This window comes from Rhizobium indigoferae (assembly GCF_034554815.1).
Taxonomy (GTDB): Bacteria; Pseudomonadota; Alphaproteobacteria; order Rhizobiales; family Rhizobiaceae; genus Rhizobium; species Rhizobium leguminosarum.
Window position 1 is genome coordinate 957,887 of sequence record NZ_CP140637.1, and the last position, 24,969, is coordinate 982,855.

At 59.8% G+C, this 24,969-nt stretch carries 34 protein-coding genes, 4 pseudogenes and 1 riboswitch; of the genes and pseudogenes, 26 read left to right on the top strand and 12 right to left on the bottom strand.

All coding sequences use genetic code 11. The features are described 5' to 3' along the window. Positions 1–74 precede the first annotated feature (74 nt). A riboswitch (TPP riboswitch) is annotated at positions 75–207 on the bottom strand. A 617-nt stretch (positions 208–824) separates the two neighbouring features. The 10 genes from U5G49_RS31040 to rpsU all read left to right on the top strand — a co-directional run bounded on the left by U5G49_RS31040 (position 825) and on the right by rpsU (position 7,000). Next, a complete protein-coding gene (locus tag U5G49_RS31040; protein ID WP_193445344.1) occupies positions 825–1,799 on the top strand; it encodes a CobW family GTP-binding protein in 975 nt (324 codons plus the stop codon). Positions 1,800–1,837: 38 nt separating this feature from the next. After that, positions 1,838–2,338 carry a DUF1097 domain-containing protein gene (locus U5G49_RS31045; RefSeq protein WP_193445345.1) on the top strand — a complete coding sequence of 167 codons (501 nt, stop codon included), beginning with the start codon at positions 1,838–1,840 and terminating at the stop codon, positions 2,336–2,338. Positions 2,339–2,375: 37 nt separating this feature from the next. Next, the gene (nthB, locus tag U5G49_RS31050) at positions 2,376–3,119 is read left to right on the top strand and encodes a nitrile hydratase subunit beta (RefSeq protein WP_193445346.1); all 744 of its coding nucleotides are present in this window, start codon (positions 2,376–2,378) and stop codon (positions 3,117–3,119) included. Between the two features lie 43 nt (positions 3,120–3,162). After that, positions 3,163–3,780, top strand: coding sequence for a nitrile hydratase subunit alpha (nthA, locus tag U5G49_RS31055; protein ID WP_193445347.1), 618 nt, complete (start codon positions 3,163–3,165; stop codon positions 3,778–3,780). A 9-nt stretch (positions 3,781–3,789) separates the two neighbouring features. Further along, positions 3,790–4,116: a nitrile hydratase accessory protein gene (locus tag U5G49_RS31060; protein WP_193445348.1), complete on the top strand. Its 327-nt coding sequence runs from the start codon at positions 3,790–3,792 to the stop codon at positions 4,114–4,116. 165 nt (positions 4,117–4,281) lie between these two features. Further along, entirely contained in the window at positions 4,282–4,470 is a 189-nt protein-coding gene (locus tag U5G49_RS31065) for a CbtB domain-containing protein (RefSeq protein ID WP_246289209.1), read from the top strand. Positions 4,471–4,483: 13 nt separating this feature from the next. Further along, positions 4,484–5,209, top strand: coding sequence for a CbtA family protein (locus tag U5G49_RS31070; protein ID WP_193445350.1), 726 nt, complete (start codon positions 4,484–4,486; stop codon positions 5,207–5,209). 1 nt (position 5,210) lies between these two features. Then, entirely contained in the window at positions 5,211–5,474 is a 264-nt protein-coding gene (locus U5G49_RS31075) for a hypothetical protein (protein WP_042954725.1), read from the top strand. A gap of 71 nt (positions 5,475–5,545) precedes the next feature. Next, a complete protein-coding gene (locus U5G49_RS31080; protein ID WP_193445351.1) occupies positions 5,546–6,571 on the top strand; it encodes a GlxA family transcriptional regulator in 1,026 nt (341 codons plus the stop codon). Positions 6,572–6,760: 189 nt separating this feature from the next. Beyond that, positions 6,761–7,000 (top strand): 30S ribosomal protein S21, encoded by a 240-nt coding sequence (gene rpsU, locus U5G49_RS31085; RefSeq protein ID WP_193445352.1) that lies wholly within the window; start codon positions 6,761–6,763, stop codon positions 6,998–7,000. Here the strand turns inward: rpsU and U5G49_RS31090 are convergent. Next, on the bottom strand, positions 6,997–7,152 hold the full coding sequence (locus tag U5G49_RS31090; protein ID WP_193445353.1) for a hypothetical protein: 156 nt from the start codon (positions 7,150–7,152) through the stop codon (positions 6,997–6,999). The two genes, rpsU and U5G49_RS31090, sit on opposite strands and share 4 nt — an antisense overlap. Before the next feature lie 249 nt (positions 7,153–7,401). On the opposite strand from U5G49_RS31090, the pseudogene U5G49_RS37345 reads away from it, so the two are divergent. Beyond that, positions 7,402–7,515: pseudogene (locus tag U5G49_RS37345) on the top strand (AAA family ATPase); the annotation flags it as partial. A 39-nt stretch (positions 7,516–7,554) separates the two neighbouring features. Here the strand turns inward: U5G49_RS37345 and U5G49_RS31095 are convergent. The 3 genes from U5G49_RS31095 to U5G49_RS31105 form a co-directional block, all read right to left on the bottom strand. Continuing rightward, a complete protein-coding gene (locus U5G49_RS31095) occupies positions 7,555–7,830 on the bottom strand; it encodes a hypothetical protein (RefSeq protein WP_246289212.1) in 276 nt (91 codons plus the stop codon). Positions 7,831–7,841: 11 nt separating this feature from the next. Further along, positions 7,842–8,141, bottom strand: coding sequence for a DUF982 domain-containing protein (locus U5G49_RS31100; RefSeq protein WP_193445354.1), 300 nt, complete (start codon positions 8,139–8,141; stop codon positions 7,842–7,844). 72 nt (positions 8,142–8,213) lie between these two features. Then, positions 8,214–8,693 (bottom strand): Hsp20 family protein, encoded by a 480-nt coding sequence (locus tag U5G49_RS31105; protein ID WP_193445355.1) that lies wholly within the window; start codon positions 8,691–8,693, stop codon positions 8,214–8,216. A gap of 23 nt (positions 8,694–8,716) precedes the next feature. Between U5G49_RS31105 and U5G49_RS31110 the strand changes: the two genes are divergently transcribed. Continuing rightward, the gene (locus U5G49_RS31110; protein ID WP_193445356.1) at positions 8,717–8,983 is read left to right on the top strand and encodes a hypothetical protein; all 267 of its coding nucleotides are present in this window, start codon (positions 8,717–8,719) and stop codon (positions 8,981–8,983) included. On the opposite strand, the gene U5G49_RS31115 is transcribed toward U5G49_RS31110, so the two are convergent. Then, on the bottom strand, positions 8,964–9,254 hold the full coding sequence (locus U5G49_RS31115) for a hypothetical protein (RefSeq protein WP_193445357.1): 291 nt from the start codon (positions 9,252–9,254) through the stop codon (positions 8,964–8,966). The two genes, U5G49_RS31110 and U5G49_RS31115, sit on opposite strands and share 20 nt — an antisense overlap. 88 nt (positions 9,255–9,342) lie before the next feature. Beyond that, positions 9,343–9,615 (bottom strand): usg protein, encoded by a 273-nt coding sequence (locus tag U5G49_RS31120; protein WP_193445358.1) that lies wholly within the window; start codon positions 9,613–9,615, stop codon positions 9,343–9,345. A 275-nt stretch (positions 9,616–9,890) separates the two neighbouring features. On the opposite strand from U5G49_RS31120, the gene U5G49_RS31125 reads away from it, so the two are divergent. From U5G49_RS31125 to U5G49_RS31135, 3 genes are read left to right on the top strand one after another with little or no spacing between them, the layout of a single operon-like run. After that, positions 9,891–10,205 (top strand): co-chaperone GroES, encoded by a 315-nt coding sequence (locus U5G49_RS31125; protein ID WP_193445359.1) that lies wholly within the window; start codon positions 9,891–9,893, stop codon positions 10,203–10,205. 49 nt (positions 10,206–10,254) lie between these two features. After that, the gene (gene groL, locus U5G49_RS31130) at positions 10,255–11,883 is read left to right on the top strand and encodes a chaperonin GroEL (RefSeq protein WP_193445360.1); all 1,629 of its coding nucleotides are present in this window, start codon (positions 10,255–10,257) and stop codon (positions 11,881–11,883) included. A gap of 47 nt (positions 11,884–11,930) precedes the next feature. Then, complete coding sequence (locus U5G49_RS31135) at positions 11,931–12,119, top strand: hypothetical protein (RefSeq protein ID WP_193445361.1); 189 nt, start codon at positions 11,931–11,933, stop codon at positions 12,117–12,119. A 204-nt stretch (positions 12,120–12,323) separates the two neighbouring features. Here the strand turns inward: U5G49_RS31135 and U5G49_RS31140 are convergent, their stop codons facing one another. From U5G49_RS31140 to U5G49_RS31155, 4 genes and pseudogenes are all read right to left on the bottom strand, one after another. Next, positions 12,324–13,055, bottom strand: coding sequence for a transporter substrate-binding domain-containing protein (locus U5G49_RS31140; protein ID WP_193445362.1), 732 nt, complete (start codon positions 13,053–13,055; stop codon positions 12,324–12,326). A 39-nt stretch (positions 13,056–13,094) separates the two neighbouring features. Continuing rightward, positions 13,095–13,862, bottom strand: coding sequence for a 4-hydroxy-2-oxoheptanedioate aldolase (gene hpaI / locus U5G49_RS31145; protein WP_193445363.1), 768 nt, complete (start codon positions 13,860–13,862; stop codon positions 13,095–13,097). An 8-nt stretch (positions 13,863–13,870) separates the two neighbouring features. After that, positions 13,871–14,653, bottom strand: a complete 783-nt coding sequence (hpaH, locus tag U5G49_RS31150) for a 2-oxo-hept-4-ene-1,7-dioate hydratase (protein ID WP_193445364.1) — start codon at positions 14,651–14,653, stop codon at positions 13,871–13,873. Positions 14,654–14,674: 21 nt separating this feature from the next. Next, positions 14,675–15,549 (bottom strand): annotated as a pseudogene (locus U5G49_RS31155) (dioxygenase family protein). 311 nt (positions 15,550–15,860) lie between these two features. On the opposite strand from U5G49_RS31155, the gene U5G49_RS31160 reads away from it, so the two are divergent. From U5G49_RS31160 to U5G49_RS31205, 10 genes and pseudogenes are all read left to right on the top strand, one after another. Next, positions 15,861–16,571: a GntR family transcriptional regulator gene (locus U5G49_RS31160; protein WP_193445365.1), complete on the top strand. Its 711-nt coding sequence runs from the start codon at positions 15,861–15,863 to the stop codon at positions 16,569–16,571. Further along, complete coding sequence (locus tag U5G49_RS31165) at positions 16,572–17,402, top strand: sugar phosphate isomerase/epimerase family protein (protein ID WP_193445366.1); 831 nt, start codon at positions 16,572–16,574, stop codon at positions 17,400–17,402. It abuts the gene before it with no gap. Positions 17,403–17,478: 76 nt separating this feature from the next. After that, positions 17,479–18,147 (top strand): amino acid ABC transporter permease, encoded by a 669-nt coding sequence (locus U5G49_RS31170; RefSeq protein ID WP_193445367.1) that lies wholly within the window; start codon positions 17,479–17,481, stop codon positions 18,145–18,147. Positions 18,148–18,158: 11 nt separating this feature from the next. Next, on the top strand, positions 18,159–18,809 hold the full coding sequence (locus tag U5G49_RS31175; protein ID WP_113544038.1) for an amino acid ABC transporter permease: 651 nt from the start codon (positions 18,159–18,161) through the stop codon (positions 18,807–18,809). Between the two features lie 51 nt (positions 18,810–18,860). Then, positions 18,861–19,703 carry a transporter substrate-binding domain-containing protein gene (locus U5G49_RS31180; RefSeq protein ID WP_193445368.1) on the top strand — a complete coding sequence of 281 codons (843 nt, stop codon included), beginning with the start codon at positions 18,861–18,863 and terminating at the stop codon, positions 19,701–19,703. 64 nt (positions 19,704–19,767) lie between these two features. After that, positions 19,768–20,490 (top strand): amino acid ABC transporter ATP-binding protein, encoded by a 723-nt coding sequence (locus U5G49_RS31185; RefSeq protein WP_193445421.1) that lies wholly within the window; start codon positions 19,768–19,770, stop codon positions 20,488–20,490. Positions 20,491–20,502: 12 nt separating this feature from the next. After that, positions 20,503–21,381, top strand: coding sequence for a shikimate dehydrogenase (locus U5G49_RS31190; RefSeq protein ID WP_193445369.1), 879 nt, complete (start codon positions 20,503–20,505; stop codon positions 21,379–21,381). A gap of 25 nt (positions 21,382–21,406) precedes the next feature. Beyond that, positions 21,407–21,775: a 5-carboxymethyl-2-hydroxymuconate Delta-isomerase gene (locus U5G49_RS31195; RefSeq protein ID WP_193445370.1), complete on the top strand. Its 369-nt coding sequence runs from the start codon at positions 21,407–21,409 to the stop codon at positions 21,773–21,775. A 28-nt stretch (positions 21,776–21,803) separates the two neighbouring features. Beyond that, positions 21,804–22,253, top strand: coding sequence for a type II 3-dehydroquinate dehydratase (gene aroQ / locus U5G49_RS31200; protein ID WP_193445371.1), 450 nt, complete (start codon positions 21,804–21,806; stop codon positions 22,251–22,253). Between the two features lie 17 nt (positions 22,254–22,270). After that, positions 22,271–22,575, top strand: a pseudogene (locus tag U5G49_RS31205) (Gfo/Idh/MocA family protein); the annotation flags it as partial. On the opposite strand, the pseudogene U5G49_RS31210 reads toward U5G49_RS31205, so the two are convergent. Further along, positions 22,537–22,810 (bottom strand): annotated as a pseudogene (locus U5G49_RS31210) (IS6 family transposase); the annotation flags it as partial. The pseudogenes U5G49_RS31205 and U5G49_RS31210 overlap by 39 nt on opposite strands. A 120-nt stretch (positions 22,811–22,930) precedes the next feature. After that, complete coding sequence (locus U5G49_RS31215) at positions 22,931–23,524, bottom strand: TetR/AcrR family transcriptional regulator (protein ID WP_193445372.1); 594 nt, start codon at positions 23,522–23,524, stop codon at positions 22,931–22,933. Between the two features lie 103 nt (positions 23,525–23,627). Here U5G49_RS31215 and U5G49_RS31220 point away from each other — a divergent pair, with 103 nt between their 5' ends. Further along, positions 23,628–24,671 (top strand): saccharopine dehydrogenase family protein, encoded by a 1,044-nt coding sequence (locus tag U5G49_RS31220; RefSeq protein ID WP_193445373.1) that lies wholly within the window; start codon positions 23,628–23,630, stop codon positions 24,669–24,671. Positions 24,672–24,969: the final 298 nt, after the last annotated feature.

Here is a 24,969-nt window from a genome sequence, read left to right on the forward strand (position 1 = left end):
TTGGAGACCCAGTTCCAGTGTTGGAATGATGAAAAAACGCCGTGGATTCCGAAGGACGGATACCCGCCCTCGCTGCCGCAGCGCCCGCACCGTCCCTACGCCAGTATGAACTGGATCAGGTTCAACGGGTCACTGCGCCTCGGGCGGCCAAAGCCGATCCGACCAGCAGTATCTCAGCCCCTTGGCGGGACCCCCCTGGTGAATAGGGCTAAGCTATTGTGAGAAATGCCGCTCCGTCAAGCCCTTAGGGGGCACCATTCAGAACCCATATCCCGACCGCTCGAGTTCTGTTCATCGAGCCGCTGGGCTGACTGGCTTTATGGAGTTTAGCGAATGTGGCAGGCTCAGCGCCGGCCCAATTCCCCGCCAGAACCTCCAGGAAAGCGAAGCAATCGTCAACGGCTCGGTGCCCATCCGCTGTCACCCGACCACCCCTAGCGGCACCACTTTCGCCGGCGACAACAGAATGCCCTCGAAAAGCCAACTTGCGCATGGCGTCCCTCGCCAAAGCTGCGCAAACCAGACTGTTTTTCATGCCCATCCTGTCAATGATCGGGAAAAGGGCAATGAGATCAATAATTAGACGGTATGATCAGTTTTTAATCAAAAATCAAAAAGCTCATCATTTTGGCAGAATTTGCGGTTTATTTGGCCGAATATGAAACATCAGGTCTCTTGCCCCGTGACGGTATTGCAAGTGTAATTCTCCTCGTCTGATCGACGCATCCGGCGGAATCAGACCAGCAAACAGCAGCGGAGCCGCCTTTTCAGCCCGGTCATTTGGCCGAGACGGCGGAGGCGTGCTCCGGCAAGGGGATGAGGCCATGGCAAAGCTTGCGACGACAATTCTGACCGGGTTTCTCGGGACCGGCAAGACCACGCTTCTCAATCACCTGCTCACCTCAATCGAAAACGAGAGCGTAGCGGTGATCGTCAACGAATATGGGGAGGTCGGCATCGATGGAAAGCTCGTGGTGCCGACGACGGATGAGGTCATCGAGCTGAACAATGGCTGCATCTGCTGCACTGTCAGGGGCGATCTCATCGCCGCGATCGGCGAACTGCTGCGCTCCGGACGGCCAATCGACCGCATCATCATCGAGACTTCGGGTCTTGCCGATCCGGCGCCGGTCATCCAGTCTTTCCTGCTCGACGAAACGCTCGCCAGGCGGCTGCAGCTTGATGCGATCGTGACCGTCGTCGATGCCCGCCATATGAAGCAACAGCTCTCCCAGGACGAAGCGAGGGAGCAGATCAGCTTTGCCGACGTGCTGCTGCTCAACAAGATCGACCTGGAGAGCGCCGAGGACCTTGCCGCCACCGAGCAGCAACTGCGCGGGATCAATCCGCTTGCCCGGATCATCCGGACGAGGGATTGCAAGGTCGAGCTCTCCGCGGTGCTCGACGTCGGCGCCTTCGACCTCAAGAACATCCTGTCTATCGACCCCGATATTCTCAAGGACCATGAACACGAGCACGACCAGAGCATCGGTTGCGTGGCGATCCAGCACTTCGGCCCGCTCGATCCGGCGGCGCTGAACGTCTGGCTCAATCGCCTGGCTCAGGAGATCGGCACGAACCTCTTCCGCATGAAGGGCGTGCTGAATCTCCACGGCGAGCAACGCCGCTATGTCTTTCACGGCGTGCATATGACGCTTGAAGGACGCCCCGGAAAGGCCTGGGGGCCTTCCGAAAAGCGGCTCAACGAAATCGTCTTCATCGGCAGGAACCTCGACGACGCGATGCTTCGAGACGGCTTCATGAGCTGCCTCAGCCAGCAGCGCGCGCTGGCATCTTGATGCGCATCCGCCCAACCCCTCAACAAGGAGACAGACCCATGCCCCCGCTCGTTGCCGCAATGATCAGCCTCGGTGTACTCGGCGCCATCGACACCTATATCACCGCGACGATATTTCCCGTTCCCGTGTGGGTCACCTTCATCGCCTGGGCGTCGTTCTTCGCCTGCGGCGGCGGAAACCAGGGGCTGGTCAAATCGATCGTTTCCAACTGGACCGGCATCGGCATCGCCTCGATCACGCTGCTGATCATCCAGTATGGCCCTGCCCACCCGATCTTTGCGGCGATCCTGGTCGGCGCCGGCACCTCAGCAATGATCCTGGCCTCGGCCATCCCGATCTTGAACTTTCCGCCGGCGATCGTCTTCGGCTTCGCTTCTCTCGTCGGCACCAGCGCGGCGACGGACACGACGATCGTCACCTCAGGTCTCAATCATCCGACCCTCGTCGCCATGGCCGCGATGCTGCTCGGTGGCGTCTTCGGCCTGCTCTCGGAAATCGGAACCCAGTTTCTGGCCGGCAAGAAATCCGCGACCGCCTGAACGTCATCGTCACCATTCACCATAAAGGAACGATCCCATGAAACTTCAGCATTATCTTGGCGGCCTTGAGGGGCTGGGGCCTGTGAGCACCGAAACGCGCGTTTTCGTCGAAGTCTGGGAAACCAGGATCTTCGGCATCCATACGGCGATGATGGCGCTTTCACCGCAGCTTCCGCTTCCCGAGACGCCATCGACGTTCAAGACAATCTGGACCTGGGCGGACCTCAGGAAAGGGGCGGAGTCCCTCAATCCGTTCGATTATTTCAGGTTCCGCTATTACGAGAAGTGGCTCGGCGGAATATCGGGATACTTCATCGACAACGGCTATATCACGGCAGAAGAGCTCGATGCGCTGACGGAGGAATTTTACAACGAGCCGTCGAAGCCGCTGCACGAGGCCGGCGATGAGGCGATCGACCGGCGCGTCGTGCAATATCTAGTCGAGGGCGACAGCCCCAAGCGCAACGTCGGCGTGACCTTCGAATTCAAGGTCGGCGATACGGTGGCGATCCGCGATGTGCCGACCGTCGAGCATACGAGGCTGCCCGGTTTCCTCCGCAACAAGTTCGGAACGATCGAGACCGTCTATGACGGGGCTTACACCTATCTCTGCGACACCGGCCCCGACGGCGTCGGCGCGGCGATGCCGGTCTACTGCGTTCGCTTCGAACCGAGTGACCTCTGGCCCGATAATGCCGAGAAGAATTTCAGCCTCTATGCCGATCTCTACGCCCGCTATGTCGAGGCACCGGAAGCCGCCGAAGCCTCCAAGGCCGCCTGAGACGCACACCAGTCGCCGCCATTCCAGTCAAGGAGCCACAACAATGATGGACCGTTTTCACTATCGCCAGGACCGGGAAGCCTACAGCGCCGCCCGCGTCAAAGCCCTGGAAGCCCTGCTGATCAAAAAGGGCGTGATCACCGACAAAACCGTCGATACAGTCCTCGATTTCTTCGAGACAAAGATGGGGCCGTTCAACGGCGCCAAGATCGTCGCGCGCGCCTGGGTCGACCCGGCGTTCAAGGACAGGCTCGTCGCCGACACGCCGAAGGCCATCGCCGAACTTCAGTTGCCCGAGGGCATGGCGGGCGCCGAGGGCGAACACATGCGCGCGGTGGCCAACGCCCCCCATGTCCATAACCTCATCATCTGCACGCTTTGCTCCTGCTATCCGTGGCCGGTGCTCGGCCTGCCGCCCTACTGGTACAAGGACCCGACCTTCCGCAGCCGTGCCGCCCGCGAGCCGCGCGCCGTACTGATGGAGTTCGGGCTGGCGGTTCCCGATGCGGTCCAGATCAAGGTCTGGGATTCCAGCGCCCAGATCCGCTGGTTCGTCGTGCCGGAACGCCCGGCCGGCACGGACGGGCTTTCCGAAGCGGAACTCGAGGCCCTGGTCACGCCCGAAGCGATGATGGGTGTCGCCGTCGCCAGGGCAGCGTGAGGAGGAGACATGCTGACGCAATTCGAGCATTTCGCCGTCACCGAGATGATGGGCAGCACCGACAACCCGCCGCGGGCGAACGGCTCGCTCTGCTTCGGCAGCGAGTGGGAGCGAAAGGCCTTCGGCATGGCGCTTGCGCTCGCCAAGGACGGCTTCTTCGAATGGGACGACTTCCGCGACGAGCTGATCAGCGCGATCAGCGCCTGGGAAGCGGCCCATCCAGTCGATCGATCCTCCTGGAATTATTATGACCAGTTCCTGGCCGCCCTCGAAAAGGCCGTGGCGAAATCCGGCGTCATCGACGCAGACGAGATCAAGGCCGCCTTCGCGGCCTGATCAGCATAGAGCGCCGCGCGTCCCGCAGGACGCGCCAAGGACGTTCTATCACTTTGAATTGGCGCATGATCCTTTCCGAAATCGATTCCGATTTTCGGGGTTATGCGCTGGCCCTTCAGTCAACATGTTATCGGCGCCAAAGGCGCCATGTCGAAAGGTTTTCCGATGTCCACGCCCTATATGGTCTCATCCTCGGCACCTGTTGCCACCGCTTCCGCCACGAGGCTGCTTCAGTCGGCGATTGCCGCCTGCCTTGGCCTCATGATCGTCGGCTTTGTCGGCTTCTCGCATATCGAAATCGTCCACAATGCTGCGCATGACACGCGCCACGCCAACGCGTTTCCGTGCCACTGAGAGGAGAATGACAATGTCGCTGTTTCGCTCGATCGTCTTCACCGCGGTGCTCGTCGGCAGCATCGTCGGGACCGCTGTCACGGCCGTCCAGTTCTTCGGCACGAGCCAGCTCATCGCCAAGGCTGAAGTCTACGAGAAAGCGGGTGAGGCACTGCCGGCAGCAGGCGCCGCAGCCGCTGTTCCCGCCGGACACGATCATGCGGCGATGGCCGCTCATGACCATGAAGAGGAAGGTTGGGAGCCGGCCGACGGCGTCGAGCGGACGGCCTTCACGCTGGCCGCCAATATTCTCACTGCCATCGGCTATGCGCTGGCGCTGACCGGGCTGATCTCGATGCGCGGCAAGGCGCTCGGCTGGCGCGAAGGGCTGATGTGGGGGCTGGCGGGTTTTTCCTGCGTGATGATCGCGCCGTTGCTGGGATTGCCGCCCGAACTGCCGGGCACGCCATCCGCGCCGCTTGCCGACCGGCAGGTCTGGTGGATAGCGACGGCGGCTGCGACGGCTTGCGGCCTCGCCCTGATCGCCTTTCACAGGAAGCCCTGGACGGCGGTCGCTGCCATCGTGCTGATCGCGGCTCCGCATGTGATCGGTGCGCCAGCCGCGCCAGAGGGCCGGCATGCGCTGGCTCCGGAAGCGCTCGAACATCAGTTCATCGCCGCCGCAGCCATGACCAGCCTCGTCTTCTGGGCGCTGCTCGGATCGCTGACGGGCACGTTCTTCCGGCGTTTCGAGGCGTAGGGTGGAAGAGTTGCACCTGACATGGCGCGAGGATATCGACGCGCTGCAGTTTGACGCCGGCAACGGCGGCCACTGTTTCGTCCACCGGTTTGCGCTGCGGACATTGCTCGGCGCCAGGCCTTCGCCGGACGAATGCCTCGCCTTCGCCAGGCGGAACGCCCCTGCCTTGCTCAGTGCCGCCCGGCAGAGGATCGAGGCCGGCGAGGCACCGGCACAGCGGAATTTTCATCTCGACAGCCGGCAGATCCGCCGCAGTCTTTCGTAAGCTGGCAGGCTAATTGCATGGATTGAACATGCGGGCGTTTCCGGATCCGCATCGCAACAGGGGTCAAGGCAATGCGCATTGTTATTCTTTCCCCGCCCGGGGTCCAGTCTCTGGATATCGTCGGCCCCGCCGAGGTCTTCTGGGAAGCCGCCCAAAGGCTTGGCGACACGGATGCATACGACATACAGATCATGTCGACAGGAGCGGCGTCCGTCAACGGAACGGGCAAACTCCGGTTCCTCGCCGACCGGACGATCTTCGACCCGGACGAGCCGATCGACACGCTGCTTGTCGCTGGCGATCCGTCGTTCCAGACGATCGATCCCGAGGTTATCGCGTGGCTGCAGCGGCGGGTGCCGACGGTCCGGCGCTTCGGGTCAATCTGTACCGGCGTGTTCCTGTTGGCGGCTGCGGGGCTGCTCGACGGAAAGAACGTAACGACGCATTGGGAATGTGCCGGCAAGTTCGCCAGGGACTTTCCGGCAATCGATCTCGATCCCGATGCGATCTATATTCGCGACGGCGCACTCATAACGGCTGCGGGCGTCACATCGGGCATCGATCTGGCGCTCTCGCTGGTCGAAGAAGATCACGGGCGCGACGTCGCGATGATCGTTGCCCGCTACATGGTGATGTTCATGAAGCGCCCAGGCGGACAATCGCAGTTCAGCGCCCATCTCGTCGGCCAGATGTCGGAAACGACGCTGATCCAAAAGGCGCAGGAATATGTGCTGGCAAACCTCGGCGCTTCGCTCGCTGTAGATGATCTGGCGCAGAAAATCGGCATGAGCAAACGCAATTTCGCCCGGGTGTTCCGCCGCGAGCTCGGCATGACGCCAGCGGATTTCGTCACGGCGGCTCGAACCGACGCTGCCCGCCGTCTGCTGGAGGATACCGCCCAGCCGCTGCAGAAGATCGCCGCCATGTGCGGTTTTAGCGACGTCAATGCGATGCGCCGCGCCTTTGCGCGAACGATCGGAGTGAGCCCTAACCACTATCGCGGCCGCTTTCAACGTTCCGCGCCTGCCGGTATCGAACGATCCAAGTATATGGTTTATGAGACCCGCCAGGCACGCCGACAGGAGCTGCGATTGTAATGGGCGTTCATGCCCTGATCCCCGAAAACTGAAGGGAAATTGGAACTCAGGTCAGAGGAAAATCCCGGCGGAGCGATCACATCGTAAGGTTCGGTTGTGATCTAGAATCTAGATAAACTGTGTTCCAAGTCTTGATCATCAATGTGCATGGATCTAATGAGGGCGCGCCAGTGACCTTGGGAGGTTAGAATGCAAGTTATGGTACGTGACAACAACGTTGAGCAAGCGCTCCGTTTTTTGAAAAAGAAGTTGCAGCGCGAGGGCGTTTTCCGGGAGGCCAGACTTCGTGAGCGTTTTGAAAAACCCTCCGAAAAACGTGCGCGTGAAAAAGCCGAGGGTATCAGGCGTGTCCGCAAGCTGGCTCGCAAAAGACTTGAGCGCGAAAGCGGTATCTCGGTCCCCAAGAAGGCGAGAGCTTCTGGTCGCTAGCAGGGATCGAGCGACGGATGTTTCGTCTGTCGACGATAGGACTTTCTCGTGCCCGAGATGTCCTTTTCCTGAAGGCCATACGGGGTGTCCGACGACAAGCGGATAGCTTCGAGATCGGCGTCGGCAGCGAGGATGTCAGCAAAAGATTCCACCGTCATGATCCGAGTGGAACGCGGTAAAGCGGTGTTTGCGAATACGGTCTTCGAGACAACACTCGCAGCAATTCCCGAAACGATGAGGCCAACCTTTTCCAGGCCCCTTTCTCCCTCTATCATCACGCCCTCGGCTAGGCCCACTTCCAGATTTCAACTCCGCTGCCTCCAATCAACAATCTGTTGACTTCCAATTATCATTGTTGAAAGTTCCAATTTTCGAGAGATTGGAGCCAGCATGTCCCACCTGTGCGACGGGTAGAGGAGGCCCTTAGCGACACTCCGGTTGTCCTGATCGTCGGGCCTCGCCGGGCGGGCAAAACCGCGCTCGTGCGAAAGATGGATGAGGAGAGCCGCCGCTGGTGAGCTCGTAACCCAAGCGCAATAGGTTAGCCCAGTCTATCAGCAACCGTACCTGCGATCGATTTCCCGCAGCGCGAGCTGCACCTCGTCTATCGAGACTGGCCCGGGCGTTCCTGGAAGATACCGGAGGGCGGGTTGCGAATCTACAGCGTAGAAATCAGAGGCCCAGGACGCGAGGATCGTTCGCTTATCGTCGACAGAAAGACATTTTGCTTGTGCCACATCCATCGGCCGCCGGAGCTTCATTCCCTGGACCAAGACTGCTGGCCCCATGGCGAGCGCATCGCGGGCCGCATCCTGCAGTAACTGGTGCATCACCCACTCCCTCACCGCACCTGCGGATCTCTATCCCGGCTCAACCGCGCCGCCGCAATGGCATTGCTTTCCGGCGCCAGTAGATCGTGTTTGGCAGCAAATGCGGCAAACACACCGCGCGCGGTATCCGCTTCGATCTCGCCGCGAAGTGCCGCGCCGCAAGCCTTCAAGGCCGCCGCATGGGAATTGTCCCTTAACCTGACTGGCCACTCGCACAGATGTCGATAGGCGTCGGTAACGCTGCAAATCTCAGCCGGAAAGCCGAGCCCAACGAGAATAGATACCGGCTCTTTGAACATATCGGGTTTCATGACGCTCTCCTTTCCAACCCGGAAGGTTACAGGGCGCCACCTATGTGGCGCCCCCTCCACCAAACATATCCTTTATGCGGCGTTCTTTTGCGCTTCGATCTGTGCCGGCGCAGCCGATGGGCCGAGAGCCTGGCCAGCGTGGATCTGTATCTTGCGAGGCTTCAGCGCTTCCGGGATTTCGCGGACAAGATCGATCGACAAAAGACCATTACTCAAGTCTGCTCCATCCACCCTGACATGGTCTGCGAGCTCGAAGCGATGTTCGAACGGACGGCCGGCAATGCCGCGATGCAGGTAGCCATCTGTTGCCGTCTCCTGCTTTTTGCCGGTGACCGTCAGCAGATTGGACTGGAAGGTGATGTCGAGATCATTCTGGGCGAAGCCTGCCACAGCAATCGAAATTCGGTAATTATCATCGCCGGTCTTGACGATGTCATAGGGCGGCCAATCGCTGATCGATCGGGCGCGCTGGGCGTTTTCCAGAAGATTGAAAACCCGGTCGAAGCCAACGCTTGAGCGGTAGAGGGGTGCATAGTCGTAAGATGTTGCCATAGCCATATCCTCCTTGAAGCAACATGGATACGGAAGCGCCGAAAGACGGCTCTTCCAGCAAGGCCAGCCCGGTCCTCAGCGGCTGGCGACAATCGATTTGGGTTTGGCTTTTTTCAGTTCAAGGTCATCAGGAAAAAATTTTAGCCCTGATATTCAACCGCAAAAGAGGCTTTCCCAATCAGGTTATTGCCAGGCAAGGCGGCTGCTCGACCGACCAAAATAGTGGCGGTCCTGGGGCCCTCATTTGGGTGACACTTGTCCCCACTCCATTCAGTGTACCGACCGACTGAGAACCCGATGCGGATAGGCGGCCTTGAATCGCGATATCATCGCACAGGCTTGACGCAACACCCGCTCGGCCGTCTCGGGCTGTTCGCGAGCGAGTTCGTCGGCATTGACGCGGATCGCTTCTGCCATATTCGCAGACAGCACTGCAAAGCGTCCCTCGCCGTAGACCAACGCCTCCCGCGACGCCGTCTCAAGCCTGCGGGCGAAATCAATTATGATCTCCTCCCTTTCAGGGACGCTGACGTTCTTGATGAGATTGATGTTGTCTTCCATGCGGTCTCCTCCAGACGTGCGAAGCGACCGGGCTCATCAAGCCTCGGCCGGCTGATGAGCTAGGAAGTGAAAAAATCGAATTCAAGTCTCAGTGCAGCTTGAATTCTCCTTTAACACGCCGCCATTCGTTCGGACCGATCAGGCGCTGGTGGGAATAGCGGACGGAATGGAGTGGTCCGTCGAGGCTGGTTTGCCAGAAGTCCAGAAACTTGTGCATCTCGGGAAAATCCGGCGCGAGATCGTAGTCCTGCCAGATATAGGTCTGGAGAACAGATTCGAAATTGGGAATGCGGTAGAGGATGTGCGCGGTGGTAAGACCATAACCGTTGAGCTGGCGTTCCAGATCCGACGAAAATTGCATGTTTCATCTCCGTTTCATGACACTATGACCATTGCGCGAAATCTTACGGACATCAATGAATTTCGGAACGCATGAACACAGTTTACCGTTCCTTTACAGCATCTTAGCAGCCATCGACAGCGATTGCTAATTTTTCTGTCCTCCCCCTTGAAATCAAAAAAACTCGAAAATAAATTTTGCCCGCGAATGCTCGTTCGAGGTTCGCACCCGCCCGGACCGGTCATCCGGTCCGGGCGGGGATTCTGCGTCATCTTTTTTGTCCAATGGAGGAAAACATGTCGTTCCGACCGCTTCATGATCGCATTCTCGTCCGCCGGGTCGAATCCGAAGAAAAGACCAAAGGCGGAATTATCATTCCCGATACCGCCAGGGAAAAGCCACAGGAAGGCGAGGTCATCGCCGTTGGTCCCGGCGCGCGCAACGACGCGGGCCAAATCCTGGCGCTCGACGTCAAGGCTGGTAACCGCATCCTGTTCGGCAAATGGTCCGGCACCGAGATCAAGATCAACGGCGAGGACCTGCTGATCATGAAGGAAAGCGACGTCATGGGCATCATCGAAGCCCAGGCAGAGCAGAAGAAGGCCGCCTGAGGCGCCTTTCCATCAGTCAAACCAAGCTGCCTAAAGAAGGAGTGAAAAAATGGCTGCGAAAGAAGTCAAATTCAACACCGATGCCCGCGAACGCATGCTGCGTGGGGTCGATGTCCTTGCCAATGCGGTGAGAGTGACGCTCGGTCCGAAGGGCCGGAACGTCGTGATCGACAAGTCTTTCGGTGCGCCGCGCATCACCAAAGATGGAGTCTCGGTCGCCAAGGAAATCGAGCTGGAAGACAAGTTCGAGAACATGGGCGCCCAGATGCTGCGCGAAGTGGCGTCGAAGACCAACGACCTTGCCGGCGACGGCACCACCACCGCAACGGTGCTGGCCCAGGCGATCGTCAAGGAGGGCGCCAAGGCTGTGGCCTCGGGGATGAACCCGATGGACCTGAAACGCGGCATCGACATCGCCGTCGACGCGGTCGTCAAGGAGCTGAAGACCAACGCGCGCAAGATTTCCAACAATTCCGAAATCGCCCAGGTCGGCACGATCTCCGCCAATGGCGACGAGGAAATCGGCCGTTTTTTGGCGGAAGCGATGGAGAAGGTCGGTAACGAGGGCGTCATCACCGTCGAGGAAGCCAAGACCGCCGAAACCGAACTCGAAGTCGTCGAAGGCATGCAGTTCGATCGCGGCTATCTCTCCCCCTACTTCGTCACCAACCAGGACAGGATGCGGGTCGAGTTCGAAGACCCCTATATCCTCATCCACGAGAAGAAGCTCTCGAACCTGCAATCGATGCTGCCGGTGCTCGAAGCCGTCGTCCAGTCCGGCAAGCCGCTGCTCATCATCGCCGAAGACGTCGAGGGCGAGGCCCTGGCAACGCTCGTTGTCAACAAGCTGCGCGGCGGCCTGAAGATCGCCGCCGTCAAGGCTCCGGGCTTCGGCGATCGCCGCAAGGCCATGCTCGAAGACATCGCCATCCTGACGGGCGGCACGGTTATCTCCGAAGACCTCGGCATCAAGCTGGAAAATGTCACGTTGAACATGCTGGGTCGGGCCAAGAAGGTGGCGATCGAGAAGGAGAATACCACTGTCATCGATGGTGTCGGCTCCAAGGCCGAGATTGACGGCCGCGTTGCCCAGATCCGCGCGCAGATCGAAGAAACCACCTCCGACTACGACCGCGAGAAACTGCAGGAGCGCCTTGCCAAGCTCGCTGGCGGTGTTGCGGTCATCCGCGTCGGCGGCTCGACGGAGGTCGAGGTGAAGGAGAAGAAGGACCGCGTCGACGACGCGCTTCATGCAACCCGCGCGGCGGTTGAGGAAGGCATTCTGCCGGGCGGCGGCGTAGCGCTGCTGCGCGCCGTCAAGGCGCTCGATGGCATTCCCACGGCCAACGACGACCAGCGTGTCGGGATCGACATCGTTCGCCGCGCGGTCGAGGCGCCGGTCCGCCAGATCGCCGAAAACGCCGGCGCGGAAGGCTCGGTCATTGTCGGCAAGCTGCGCGAGAAAAGCGAGCTGTCCTTTGGCTGGAACGCTCAGACCGGCGAGTACGGCGACCTTTATGAGCAGGGGGTCATTGACCCTGCCAAGGTGGTGCGCACGGCGCTTCAGGATGCTGCATCCGTTGCCGGTCTGCTGGTGACGACCGAGGCCATGATCGCTGAGAAGCCCAAAAAGGAAGCTGGCCCTGCCCTGCCCGCTGGCGCCGGCATGGACTACTAAGAAGCGTGCCCGCCACGAATGGGGCGGACACCTCCTTGGAGCGACAGTTGACGAGCCATCTTTCGAAGGAAGACCTCCGCATATGCGTCGATGTTGTCAAGACGATCGCGCGCCAACGCGGTATAGCGAAGGATCCGGCGGCGGTCGCGGAACTCATGACGGCAGCCGCCCGCAATTTTAACAGAGGCATCCGCGTTTACGACGAACTGGTGGAGGCTATGAAGGCCAATACCTAGCAGGAAGCGCCCGGCCAGTGACGCGCCGGGCGCTTCAGAGGCGTGTCACGCTGGAAACGGATTACTCCTCGACACGAGGCTCGCATCGATCCCTGACGATTAGAGTCGCCCGCCTCGAAGGGATCTGAACCCGGCGATGCCTTACCCACATGGTTTAAGTGCTTGATAGAACGCACTTCGGCGTCTAACGCCCATTTATGAACGCTACTGCTTTGCCAAAGCAACGCCAATGCTTTGTGCATGGCGAACGACATTTTCCGAAAAGCCTTGTTGACGAGCCTCCTCGACAAATTCTCGCACCAAGCGACCTGCTACATGGCGCGAACAGCTCACAGCGATCGTTTGCCTGATAATCAGGAACGGCTCCGCCAAGATACGGAAACCGTTTCGCTCCGCCGCGAAGCGCTCAAGCGCTTGCCGCACGCCCGCCGCTGCGTGGTGTTTGCCTTCGGCAAGCAGCTCAAGGCCTTCCCCCGGCGTAGAGGAGTGAATAATTTTGGCGTGAGCGAGACGTCTGGCCAAATAGAGATCATAGGCAGCGTTACGGGTGACGCAAATTTCCACCCCCTCCGCGTCGACGTCTTGAAAGGTGCGATACGGTGCTGCCTCACGAACCACAAGCGTGCCCTCGATCAACGCATAGGCAGGCGAAAATAGTAGCCTGTCTTCGCGCGCCGGATCGGCGGCCAGGAAGGCGATGTCCCACTCGTCCTGATCGACCTTCTCCAGGATTTTGGCGGCCGAAGGATACGCAATAAATTCGACACGACAACCGAGACGCATGGAAAGATCCCGGGCCAGTTCAACGCTGACGCCTTCAAATTTGCCAGTCGCCGGATCGCCTCCCACCAAGGCAATGTTCGCAAGGTTGACCGCCGCACGCAGGTAGCCCTTCGGTATCAGTTCGGCGCGCGAACGTGCAATTTCGTCGGTCATGTTTTCGATCCTCTGCCGAATAGAACGCGATCCCGCTGGTCAGCGTGTCTTGAACTTGGCTGCCAGAGCCTCGGTTCCGCGTGCGAGAAGGCCGGCGTCGATACCGACCGCGGTAAAAGTCGTTCCGAGTTCAATGCAGTGGGCAGCAAAGGCGGTGTCCGGCGTCAGGATGCCAGCCGGCTTGCCGAGCGCCGAAAGACGTCTGATCGCATCCTCGACGGCGGCAACGACTTCGGGATGACCCGGCTCTCCAGGGTGACCGAGGCTGGCGGCGAGATCCGCCGGGCCGATGAAAACACCATCGACGCCATCAACGGCGGCAATAGCCTCGAGTTCACCCAGCGCCGCTTGAGTTTCCAGCTGCACCAGAAGACAAAGTTCTTCTTCTGCCCGCCTGGCATAGCCCGCGACACGCCCAAAACGCGTCGCCCGCGTCAGCCCGGAAACCCCGCGAATGCCGGCCGGAGGATAGCGCATCGCGGAAACCGCGTCTTCCGCTTCCTCCCGGTTCTGCACGTAGGGAATGAGCAGCGTCTGCGCGCCGACATCGAGGTACCGCTTGATCAGCACCGCGTCATTGCTGGCAGGTCGCACGATCGCCGAGACGTCGTAGGCCGCGACCGCCTGCAATTGCGGCAAGACGGTCAGCACATCGCCCGGCGAGTGTTCGGTGTCGAACAGCAGCCAGTCGAAGCCCGAAGGCGCCACGATCTCTGCGGCATAGCTGCCCGGCAGGCTGCACCAGAGACCGATCTGCTGCCTATTTGCGCGCAGCGCCCGCTTAAAGCGATTTTCCGGAAGATTCATGTTTTTACCTATCCAAAAGCGACGCCGATCGCGCCGACCGGGCCATAGTCCGCGTGGATGACGTCTCCCGCCGTGATATCGACAGGCCGCGTGAAAGAACCCGCCAGCACGATCTGCCCCTTCTCCAGCTTGCCGCCAACCGCATGGAGCTTGTTGACGAGCCACGCGATCCCTGCCGCGGGATGTCCCATGACGGCCGCCGAAACGCCGGACTCCTCAATGATCCCATTCTTGGAGAGCGTTGCCCCGATCCACCGGATGTCGACGTCCATCGGACGTATCACGCGACCGCCGACGACGATGGCGCCGAAGGCGGCATTGTCGGCGATCGTATCGGTGATGGCGCGGGGGACCTCTGTTCTGTAATCGATGATTTCGAGTGCCGGAACGATGAATTCAGTGGCGCGCATGACGTCATAGATGCGCGCATTTGGGCCTTGAAGATCTTCGCCCATGATGAAAGCCAACTCGACCTCGAGCCGCGGCTTGATGAAAAGGTCGGCCCTGATCTGGGCACCATCATTGAACAGAGCATCATCCAGGATGCGCCCATAATCCGGCTCGGTCATCTTCGATGCCATCTGCATGGCGCGCGACGTCAGACCGATCTTGTGGCCCGCGACGCGCGCGCCCTTGGCAACCCTGCCTTCCGCCCAAAGATCCTGGATGCGATAGGCGTCCTCGATTTCGATGTGTGGATAGGTCTTGCTGAGCTGCGGGATCGGCACCCGGCTTTCCTCGGCGGTCAACAATGACTGTGCCGCAGCGCGGCGTTCTTCATCGGTCAACATGGATGTGGTTCTCCCGTTTATTTATTTGATTGGCGCGCGCGGCAGGACCGCCTCGCCGGGCTCCATCACGTATGTGTATTCCAGGGAAAACCAGGGAATATCGACGCTCAGATCGTCCGGATGCGGTTCGTCATGCTGCACAAAATTGCCCGTCAGCGCGGACGTCACCCCGAACTGCACGTCGGAATCGATATTCGGATCGCTCGGGTCGAAAACCTGCGAAATAAGCGTCTTGTAACCTTGCTTGAAGATCAGCGCGTGCAGGTGCGCCGGGCGATAGGGGTGGCGTCCCTGCGCCTTCAAAAGGCGGCCGACGACACCGTCCACCGGGATCGGATAGCCCACCATCTTCACCGTGCTGAACCAGAAGCGGCCCTCCGCATCCGTCGTGAATTTGCCCCGCAGATTCATCTCGGCCTGATCAGGATCCTGATTCTCATAGAGACCGATGGGCGACGCGTGCCAGACATCCACTTCGGCGCCGGCAACACTACCTGCGCGTGAACGAACAGCGGCGAACCCGGCGTATCCGACCGGATGATGGTGCCGCCGTTTTCAACGCGCGGCGAGTTGAGGCGCCAGAAGGGGCCAAGCAACGACTGGGACGTTTCTGTCTGACCCTGATCGCCATTGTTGAGCAGGCAAACGAGTGTTGAAACACCCAGAGACCCCGACATCAGGACGAACTCGTTATGGCTGTCCGTCTGCAATTGGCCGATTTCGTTGAGGACGGCTGTTGCCTCGCGAAATTCCGGCTCCGTCAGGCGGACCTCCCGGACGAAGGCATGCAGATGCTTCACAAGCGCCGTCAGTATCTCCCGAAGACGATCGTCGCTGGTCTGCTCCATGACCTTCAAAACCGCGGCCGTCACATCCTGTTGGGTCCGTATCACCATTTCGCACCTCCCTGCGGCTGAGACGTTTTCTTGAATAATCGATTATTTGTCAAGCGGACAGTTGGCTGCGCCGTCAGCAATTTTTCCAAAAACCACCAGGGCGGCGCCAGATTGGCTATTAGCTGATTGCTTTTGTTAAATAAATTGGACGCTTGGATTTCCCGTGAGAGAAATGAAAGAGTTTTCCCTCAAATCGTTTGACACAAATAATCGTTTATTATATCGATCGTCGATAATGAAGTCCACCATCTGAAGCCGTGGCGGAGCCATCTGGGAGGTGTCAATTGCGATCAGGGCCTGGAAGCCTGAATATGGAAAGCGGCGCGGAGGCGGTAACGCCCCCCTCGTTTTTGGATGACGGCAAGAACACGATCGCCAGCCAACTTGTTTCGCAGCTGCGCGAAGCGATCATTTCCGGCCAGCTCGAAGCAGGCAGCAAGATCAATCTCGAGCGGGCAAAACAGAGCTTCAACGTCAGCCTCAGCCCTTTGCGCGAGGCGTTGGCACGTCTGATATCGGACGGATTGGTCGAGTTCGAAGACAATCGCGGCTACCGCGTCTCGCCCGTATCGCTATCGAACCTCGAAGAGATTACCAGTTTGCGCGAGGAATTCGAAACCTATGCGTTGCGGGAATCCATGCGCGTCGGCGATGTCGATTGGGAGGGCAATGTCATGCGCGCGCTGCACCGCCTGAACCGCACGGAACGGGATGCCTCCAAACCCGAAACGCTTGAGCAATGGGAAGCCGTCCACCGGGAGTTCCATCTCACATTGATTTCGGGCTGCCGCAAACCGCTGCTTCTCAGTTTCTGCAAAACCATGCTCAACCTGAACGACCGCTATCGGCGCACTTTTCTGACCCGCACATCCGGCGACCGCAATGTCAGCGTTGAACATAGCGAAATCGCGCAAGGGACCGTGGCACGGGACATGGACTATGCCTGCGACAGGCTGCGCGAACACATTCATCGCACCGGCACAAATCTTCGAAAGCATCTCGCTGAAAAGGGGATCGCCTGAATGGAGACCCGGGAGGAATTCATGTCAGCCAACACTTCTGCGTTGTCGCTGGGGGTCGCGCATTTTTCAGCGATTGACGTCGAGCCGGCGAAATTTGTGTCGCTTGCCGCAGCAGCCGGCTTTTCGTCGGTTGGCCTGCGCCTTCATCCGGCATTTCCCGGCGCTCCCTATTATGAGCTGCCGACCGGAAGCAACGCGGCGCGTGACGTCAAAGCCCGTCTGGATAGTGAAGGGATCTCGCTCTACGACATCGAATTCGTTGTCATCGGACCAGACTTCGATGCCGCTGCTCTGACGTCCGTGCTGGAGGCCGCAAGCGCGCTTGGTGCGCGACGTCTCAGTGTTTGCGGCGACGACCCGGATCGGGAGCGCCTTGTCGCCAATTTCGGGGCACTTTGCGACCTCGCGGCCTCCTTCGGCATGGGGGTCGATCTTGAGAACATGGGCTGGCGCACCGTCGCCAGCTTTGATGACAGCCTGTCGATCGTGCAGGATTCTGAACGGGGCAATGCCGGTGCGCTAGTAGATGCTCTGCATTTCTTCCGCAATGGCGGCCAAGCCAACGATGTCTCTGCCGCCCCCCAAGGCATGATCAGGAGTATTCAGCTCTGCGACGCCCGCGGACCCGCACCGATAACGGCGGATCAAAAAGTCAGCGAGGCTCGAACCGGACGCTTCGCACCGGGGCTAGGTGAGCTTCCCGTCGCGAGCCTGATGAGAGTGCTGCCCACAGGCGCTGCGGTCTCGGTGGAGGTGCCCATCCATTCCAGCCAGGCGCCGGAGAGGCATTTGCGTCACCTTCATGATGCCGCCCGAGCGTTGACCGGCTAACCAGAAGCACAGCGCAAAACGGATACCACACACGAAGACAGGCAGAGGAGCCCGTCGGCGGGAGAGAGATATTGTCATGAATTACGTGCTGGATTTCAGCGTTGTCTTCGAAAAGATACCCGACCTGCTGATGGCGGCTCTGGCAACGATCGGCTTGGCACTGGCCGGCATGTCGCTGGCGCTGGTGATCGGCGTCATCGGGGTCGCGGCCCGAACATCGAATATCCGTCCCTTGCGCTCGGCCGTCATCGCCTTCGTCGAAGTGGTCCGCAATACCCCGTTCCTGGTGCAGATCTTCTTCATCTTCTTCGCCCTACCGATGATGGGCATTCGCCTCAACCCTACGGTCACGGCGATCATCGCGCTGGCCATCAATGGCGGTGCCTATGCGATCGAAATCATTCGTGGCGGTGTCGACAGCATTCACAAGGGTCAGGTCGAAGCCGGCCTCGCACTCGGCCTGCACAAGGCGCAGGTGTTTCGCCTGATCGTTTTGAAACCGGCGCTTCGAGCAATTTACCCCTCGTTGACCAGCCAATTCATCATGCTGACGCTGACGACATCGGTCTGCACGTCGATCGCAGCCTATGAACTGACTTCCGTCGCACAGATCATCGAGTCCGATACGTTCCGCAGCTTCGAGGTCTATTTCACGATCACGCTCATGTACCTCGTTATCTCCTGGATGATGATGGGGCTGTTTGCGCTGATCTCGCGGCGTTTCTTCAGCTATCCGGTGCGGTGAGGAGCAGGACAATGGGTGTTATCGGCCAAAACGAAATGCTTTTCCTGCTGCACGGCCTGAAGTGGACATTGCTTCTATCCGCGATCGGGTTCATCGGCGGTGGAATATTCGGGCTCATCATCGCGCTTGCCAGGACATCTGATCGTTCGGCGCTGCGGAAAACGGCGGCTGGCTATATCTCCGTCTTCCAGGGCACGCCCCTGCTGATGCAGCTGTTTGTCGTCTATTACGGCATCGCCCTCCTCGGCTTCAGCATCGAGGCCTGGGCGGCCGTCGCCATCGCCTTCACGTTGCATGCCAGCGCGTTTCTGGGCGAAATCTGGCGCGGCGGCATCCAGGCAATCCCGAAAGGCCAGACGGAGGCCGCCAATGCGCTGGGCCTTCATTATGTTTCGCGGATAAAGGACGTGGTCCTTCCCCAGGCGCTCAAAGTCTCGCTGCCGGCAACCGTCGGTTTCCTCGTCCAGCTCATCAAGGGCACGTCGCTTGCCGCCATCGTCGGCTTCATCGAGCTCGCCCGCGCCGGACAGATCGTCTCGAACCAGACCTATAGGCCGCTGCTGGTCTTCGGCATCGTCGGCGCGATCTACTTCATCATTTGCTGGCCCCTTTCTCTCTATGGGGCCCGGCTCGAAAATCGAATGGCCAAGGCCGCTCGATAAGTTGGCAATCCAACGAACGCACAAGCTCTATCAACCAAGGAGGAGAAGGTAATGATCAGCAGCTTCAAGACCGGCCTGCAGCGCCGTGGAATTCTGTTCGCAGCCGCAGCCCTGATGATGGCCCCATGGCTGTCGCCGGTGTCTGCCCAAGCCGCAACGGTCGAGGAGGTCAAGGCCAAGGGTAAGATCGTCGTCGGCATTCAGGGCGACAACGCACCCTGGGGCTTCGTCAATTCGAGCGGCGTTCAGGACGGCTTCGATGCCGACATCGCCAAGCTTTTCGCCAAGGAACTGGGCGTCGAAGTCGAATTCGCACCGCTCGCGGTCGCCAACCGCATCCCGGCGCTTGTCACTGGCAAGGTCGATATCCTGTTTGCCACCATGGCAATGACGGAGGAACGGGCCAAGTCGATCCAGTACAGCAAGCCGTATGCGGGAAATACAATTTCACTTTATGGACCGAAGGACAAGAAGATGGCCGAAATCGGCGATCTCGCAGGCCTGGAGATCGGCGTTCCAAAGTCAAGCTCGCAGGATAAGGCGGTGACCACCGCTGTCGGCGATACGGCGACCGTCCGGCGTTTCGACGATGATGCCGCCTCCATCCAGGCGTTGCTTTCCGGCCAGGTGCAGGCGGTCGGCGGCAACCAGTTCTACCTCGACCGTCTGGAAGCGGCCAGTGCCGGCACATATGAACGAAAGATCGATTTCCTCACCACATTCAATGGCGTCGGAACACGACTTGGCGAGAAGGACTGGAATGAAACCGTCAACGCCTTCCTCGACAAGATCATGGCGAATGGCGAGCACGCCAAGGTCTACGCGAAGTGGATGAAGGTGGACGTTCCGAAGTTCCCGGAATCCATTCCGAACATCCCCTTCACCATCAACTGATACACGTTCTACGCAGGAGATCACCGTGCCGCACGCCGCTGACACTCGAAGCCCGCTTCTTTCCATGGCAGCCGTGGATAAATGGTACGGCGCATTCCATGCGTTGAAGAACATCAACCTTACGGTTCGCAAGGGCGAGAAGATCGTACTCTGCGGACCTTCCGGCTCCGGCAAGTCCACGCTGATCCGTTGCGTCAATGCGCTCGAGAAGATCGAGAAAGGCACGATCATGGTCGAGGACACAATGCTGGATGACAGCGGCAAGTCGATCGACGCCGTCCGGCGCGAAGTCGGCATGGTGTTCCAGAGCTTCAACCTGTTTCCACACATGACCATTCTGGAAAACTGTACACTCGCCCCCATGCGGGTGCGCGGTACAAATAGAGCTGATGCCGTGAAAATCGCCCGCAGATATCTCGAGCGCGTCCGCATTCTCGACCAAGCCGACAAATACCCGGCGCAGCTGTCCGGCGGACAGCAGCAACGCGTTGCCATTGCGCGTGCGCTGTGCATGGAACCAAAAGCCATGCTCTTCGACGAGCCGACCAGCGCGCTTGACCCTGAGATGGTCAAGGAAGTCCTCGACACGATGATCGGTCTGGCCAGAGACGGCATGACGATGATCTGCGTTACCCACGAAATGGGCTTTGCCCGACAGGTGGCCGACCGGGTGATCTTCATGGCCTCCGGCGAGATCGTCGAGGAAGCGCCGCCGGAAACATTCTTCCGCAATCCGTCGCATCCGCGCACTCAGGCCTTTCTCGGCGAAATCCTGGCCCATCACTGAGGCGATCCGCACATGACGGTTTCAAACGAAACGACGACACGCGCTGTGTTGGTGGGACTGATCGGCGCGGATATCCAGATGTCGAAATCCCCTGCCCTGCACGAGCGCGAAGGCGCGCTCCAGCGGCTCGACTATCGCTATGAACTCCTCGACCTTGCCGCGCGCGGCCTTCCCGCCACCGCCCTGCCTGATCTCCTCGCGGAAGAGGAAGCGCGTGGCTTTGCCGGCAGCAACATCACCCACCCCTGCAAGCAGACGGTTATTGAGTACCTCACGGATCTTTCCGACGACGCCCGCATGCTCGGCGCGGTCAACACTGTCGTGTTCGAGAATGGAAAACGCACCGGCCACAACACGGACTGGTACGGTTTCTTTGAAAATTTCCGGCGCGGCCTTCCTGACGTCCCGCGACATCGGGCTGTCCTTTTAGGTGCCGGCGGTGCCGGCGTGGCCGTTGCTCATGCCGCGATGAAACTTGATATCGAGCATCTCGCTATTTTCGATCAGGATAATGCACGCGCCAGCAAGCTGGCGGACGATCTGAACAGCCGCTTTTCCGCTGAACGGGCCTTCGCGATCACCGACGTCGGCGAAGCGATGTGGAGCGCAGACGGCCTCATCCATGCGACGCCGACGGGCATGAAAAGCCATCCGGGTCTGCCGATCGAAGAGAGCTGGCTGGAACCCCGCCATTGGGTCGCCGACATCGTCTACATGCCGCTGGTAACCGAGCTTCTGGGGCTTGCCACCCGTCTTGGCTGCCGCACGTTGCCCGGTGGCGGAATGATGGTGTTTCAGGCGGCTGCCGCCTTCAAGCTCTTCAGCGGTATCGAGCCCGACGCCGAACGCATGAGCGCTCACTTTACCGAACTGTGCAAAGCCGCCTCCTGATCCGGGCTGGCGAAGGAGGGACAGGATGCCGCACATCGTCATCGAATACAGCGAGGGAGCCGGAAGCCGCATCGACATGCCAGCGCTGGTGAAGGCCGTTCATCGCAGCGTGCGTGACAGCGGCGCGGTCAGGCCGAATGCCGTGCGCACCTTTGCCCGCGAGGCGACGTATTCGCTTGTCGCCGATGAGGACCCAGCTAATCAGTTCGTGCAGATCATCCTGCGCATCGCCCCCGGCCGCCCGGCCGACGAGAAGCGACAAATCTTGCAAAGGGTTTATGACGCCGCCGCCAACATCGCGCGTCCGGCCCTGGACGAAGGACGCTGCGCCCTGCGAGCCGATCTCATCCAATCGGATCCCGATTTTGCGATCCACGAGACCACACTGCCGTGACCATTCCGGGAAATCGAAAGGAAGAAGAATGAGCCTGATCTACGTTCTCAACGGCCCGAACCTCAATCTGCTCGGCAAGCGCCAGCCGCATATCTACGGTCACGACACGCTCGCCGATGTCGAAGCCGATTGCCGCCGGCTCGCCTCTGAACTCGGTCACGACATCCGCTTTCATCAGAGCAATCGTGAATACGAAATCATCGACTGGATCCACGAAGCGCGCGAGGACGCGGCCGCCATCGTCATCAATCCAGCCGCCTTCACACACACCTCGGTCGCCATTCTCGATGCGCTCAATACCTTCGAGCAGCCGGTCATTGAGGTGCATATTTCCAACGTCCACAAGCGCGAAGCCTTCCGCCATCACTCCTTCGTCTCGCACCGCGCCGATGGCGTGATCGCTGGGCTTGGAACTGAAGGCTATCAGCTTGCAATCCGCCGGGTGGCAAGCCTGATCACGTCTGCCGGGAAGAAGTGACGGCGAGGGTTTTCGACATGGACCGGAAAGTAAAGCTCGGGGTGCTTGGCGCCGGCCTGATCGGCAAGCGACATATCCAGCACGTGCTTGCCGAGCGCGGGCTGAACTTTTGGCCGTCGTTGATCCAATGCTGCTCGGGCAGCAGATCGCGCAGGAATACGGTGCCAAATGGTTTCCGAGCTTTGCGGCAATGATCGAGACGGATCGCCCCGAGGGCGTCATCATCGCGACGCCGAACCAGGTCCATGTCGCCAACGGTCTCGAAGCCGTTGCCGCCAGAGTGCCGGTGCTGATCGAAAAGCCAATCGCCAACGATATTGCCGCCGCTATTGACGCGAACCTTAATGTAAGCTTCGTCCGCATGCCATTTATCGGTCACGGCCGGCTTCCTGCTATTGAAGCGGTCCAGAATTAGAAGTTCACAACCCAGCGATGGATCGTCGAATGAACTACCCAGTTGCCCCGATCTGACAACATTTCTTTGAAGTTGCGCACGCCAAGTACCAGCGGGCGCAGCTTAAGATGACCGACTGGTCGGAATGGCGGCCTTTGAACATTGTCACTGCGGAGGGATTCGAGCGCGTACATCGAGTAGAATCCTGGACCGCGGGAGCCGCGGCCCGAGACGTCGCCCCGCGCTGTCACTGTTCTCCATATTTGACGACCGGTCATTCCAATCAGCTGCGGCTTGCGGCAATCAGCGCATGGGCGGCATCGCGGAGCAAGCTGGTAGCCTCGCCGCGTTCAAAGACCTGCATGCTGACGAAGGCGCCGTTGATCAGGACTGTAAGCTGACCGGCAAGCCGGTCGGGTGCGGCAACCGCCAGACCCTCGGCTATGGTCTTCAGGCGCCGCCTCAGCTCACGCATGTGGGCCTCGGCGACCTTGCGGGCAGGATGATCCGCTTCTGGAAACTCGGCGGCCGTATTGATCTGCGGGCAACCCCTGTAGTTGTCCCGTCCGACCCTCTCGCCGATCCACTCGAAATGCGCGTCGAGCTCCGCCGGAGCATCCTCCGGATGCTGTTCCCTCACCCGGTCCCAGGTGTTCCAGAAATCCAGGTCCTCGCGCTTGAGAAAGGCGGCGATCAAGTCGTCCTTCGTGCCGAAATGGCGGTAGAGGCTGGTTTTGGCGACACCGGATTTTTCCACCACCAGATCGACGCCGACAGCGCGCACGCCACGGCGGTAAAAGAGCTCCGATGCTGTCGCTAGAATTCTGTCCCGCACGTTGGTACCGGACGCGGGAGAGTTCGCTGTGTTCTTTGCCATGTCTGACCTCCAATATCTCCCTTTATAGCAGAAAGTCGATTGACACGCTACAGACCTGTATGTTTCATTGAATACAGACAGGTCTGTAGCGAAGGAGAGAGCGATGACCCTTACTCAAGTCGATACCACCAGGACACTACAGCCCGTGGCGGTCATAGGCGCGAACGGCCACACCGGCCGCTTTGTCGTTGACGAACTCTTGCGGCGCGGGCTGACGCCCATCGCCATCGGACGGAGTGCTGCGCGGCTTGCGGAGGCGGGTTTTTCCGAGCGCGGTATCGAATGCCGTGAAGCTACGGTGGAAGACGACGCGGCGCTGGACCGGGCCCTCGCCGGCGCGGCGGCGGTCATCAACTGCGCCGGGCCGTTCATGGATACGGCCGACGCTGTGGTACGCGCCGCCTTGCGGGCGGGCATCCACTATCTAGACGTGACGGCCGAGCAGCCGAGCGTGCAGGCCACGTTCGAGCGCCACGAGATTGCGGCCCGCGACGCAGGCGTCGTCGTCATCCCCGCCATGGGCTTTTACGGCGGCCTGGCCGATTTGCTCGTCGCAACCGTCATGGGTGAGTGGGATCACGCCGACGCCATCGAAATCCACGTCGCGCTCGACAGCTGGCTTCCAACCAAAGGCACGCGCATCACCGGAGAAAAGAATACTGCGAAGCGCCTTTCCGTCAGCGGCGGGAAGATAGAACCAGTGCGTCAGCCTCCCGTCGAAAAGGTATCCGTCTTACCTGCCCCGTTCGGTCGGCAGACCTTCATCGAGCTTCCCTTCTCGGAAGTGCCACTGATCGCTCGTCACGTTCGGACGAAGGAGTTGCACGCCTTTCTCAGCACGACAGCCCTACGGGATGTGCGCGATCCGTCCACGCCTGCGCCGCAGCCTGTCGACGAAACCGGACGTTCGGCGCAGCGCTTCGCCGTGGAAGTGATCGTCATGCAAGGAGACCTGCGTCGCCGGATCATCGCGCAGGGCCAGGACATCTACGCCGTCACGGCACCGATTATCTGTGAAGCGGTCCAGCGCATCCTCTCGGGCGACATCCGCGATACCGGCGCAAAGCCGCCGGCCGCGATTTTCAACGCCAGCAGCTTGCTGCGTGCGCTTGACCCGCATCTGTCGATCGAGACATTGGAAGTGTAGTTCGCAAACGCTAGATCTAGACACCAGAAAGTCCCTCACAACTGTGTGGGACCTTTCTCACCGCTCATTTGAGAAAGTGGGGCTCGCAAAAAAAGCAAGAGGCCCCGACAGGTCTTGACGGCCTTCTTGAATCACACCGACAGGCCGGCACACAGACGTAGACGCCCAATGCTAAAAGATGGCTCGACACACCCCGCGGCGAAGCCTGGCGTCGTGGCGTAACGACAGAACAACGATTATCAGCCATATAGGTGCGGCGTGTTCAGCGCCAAATAATGTAGCTATATTTTCCTTCGCC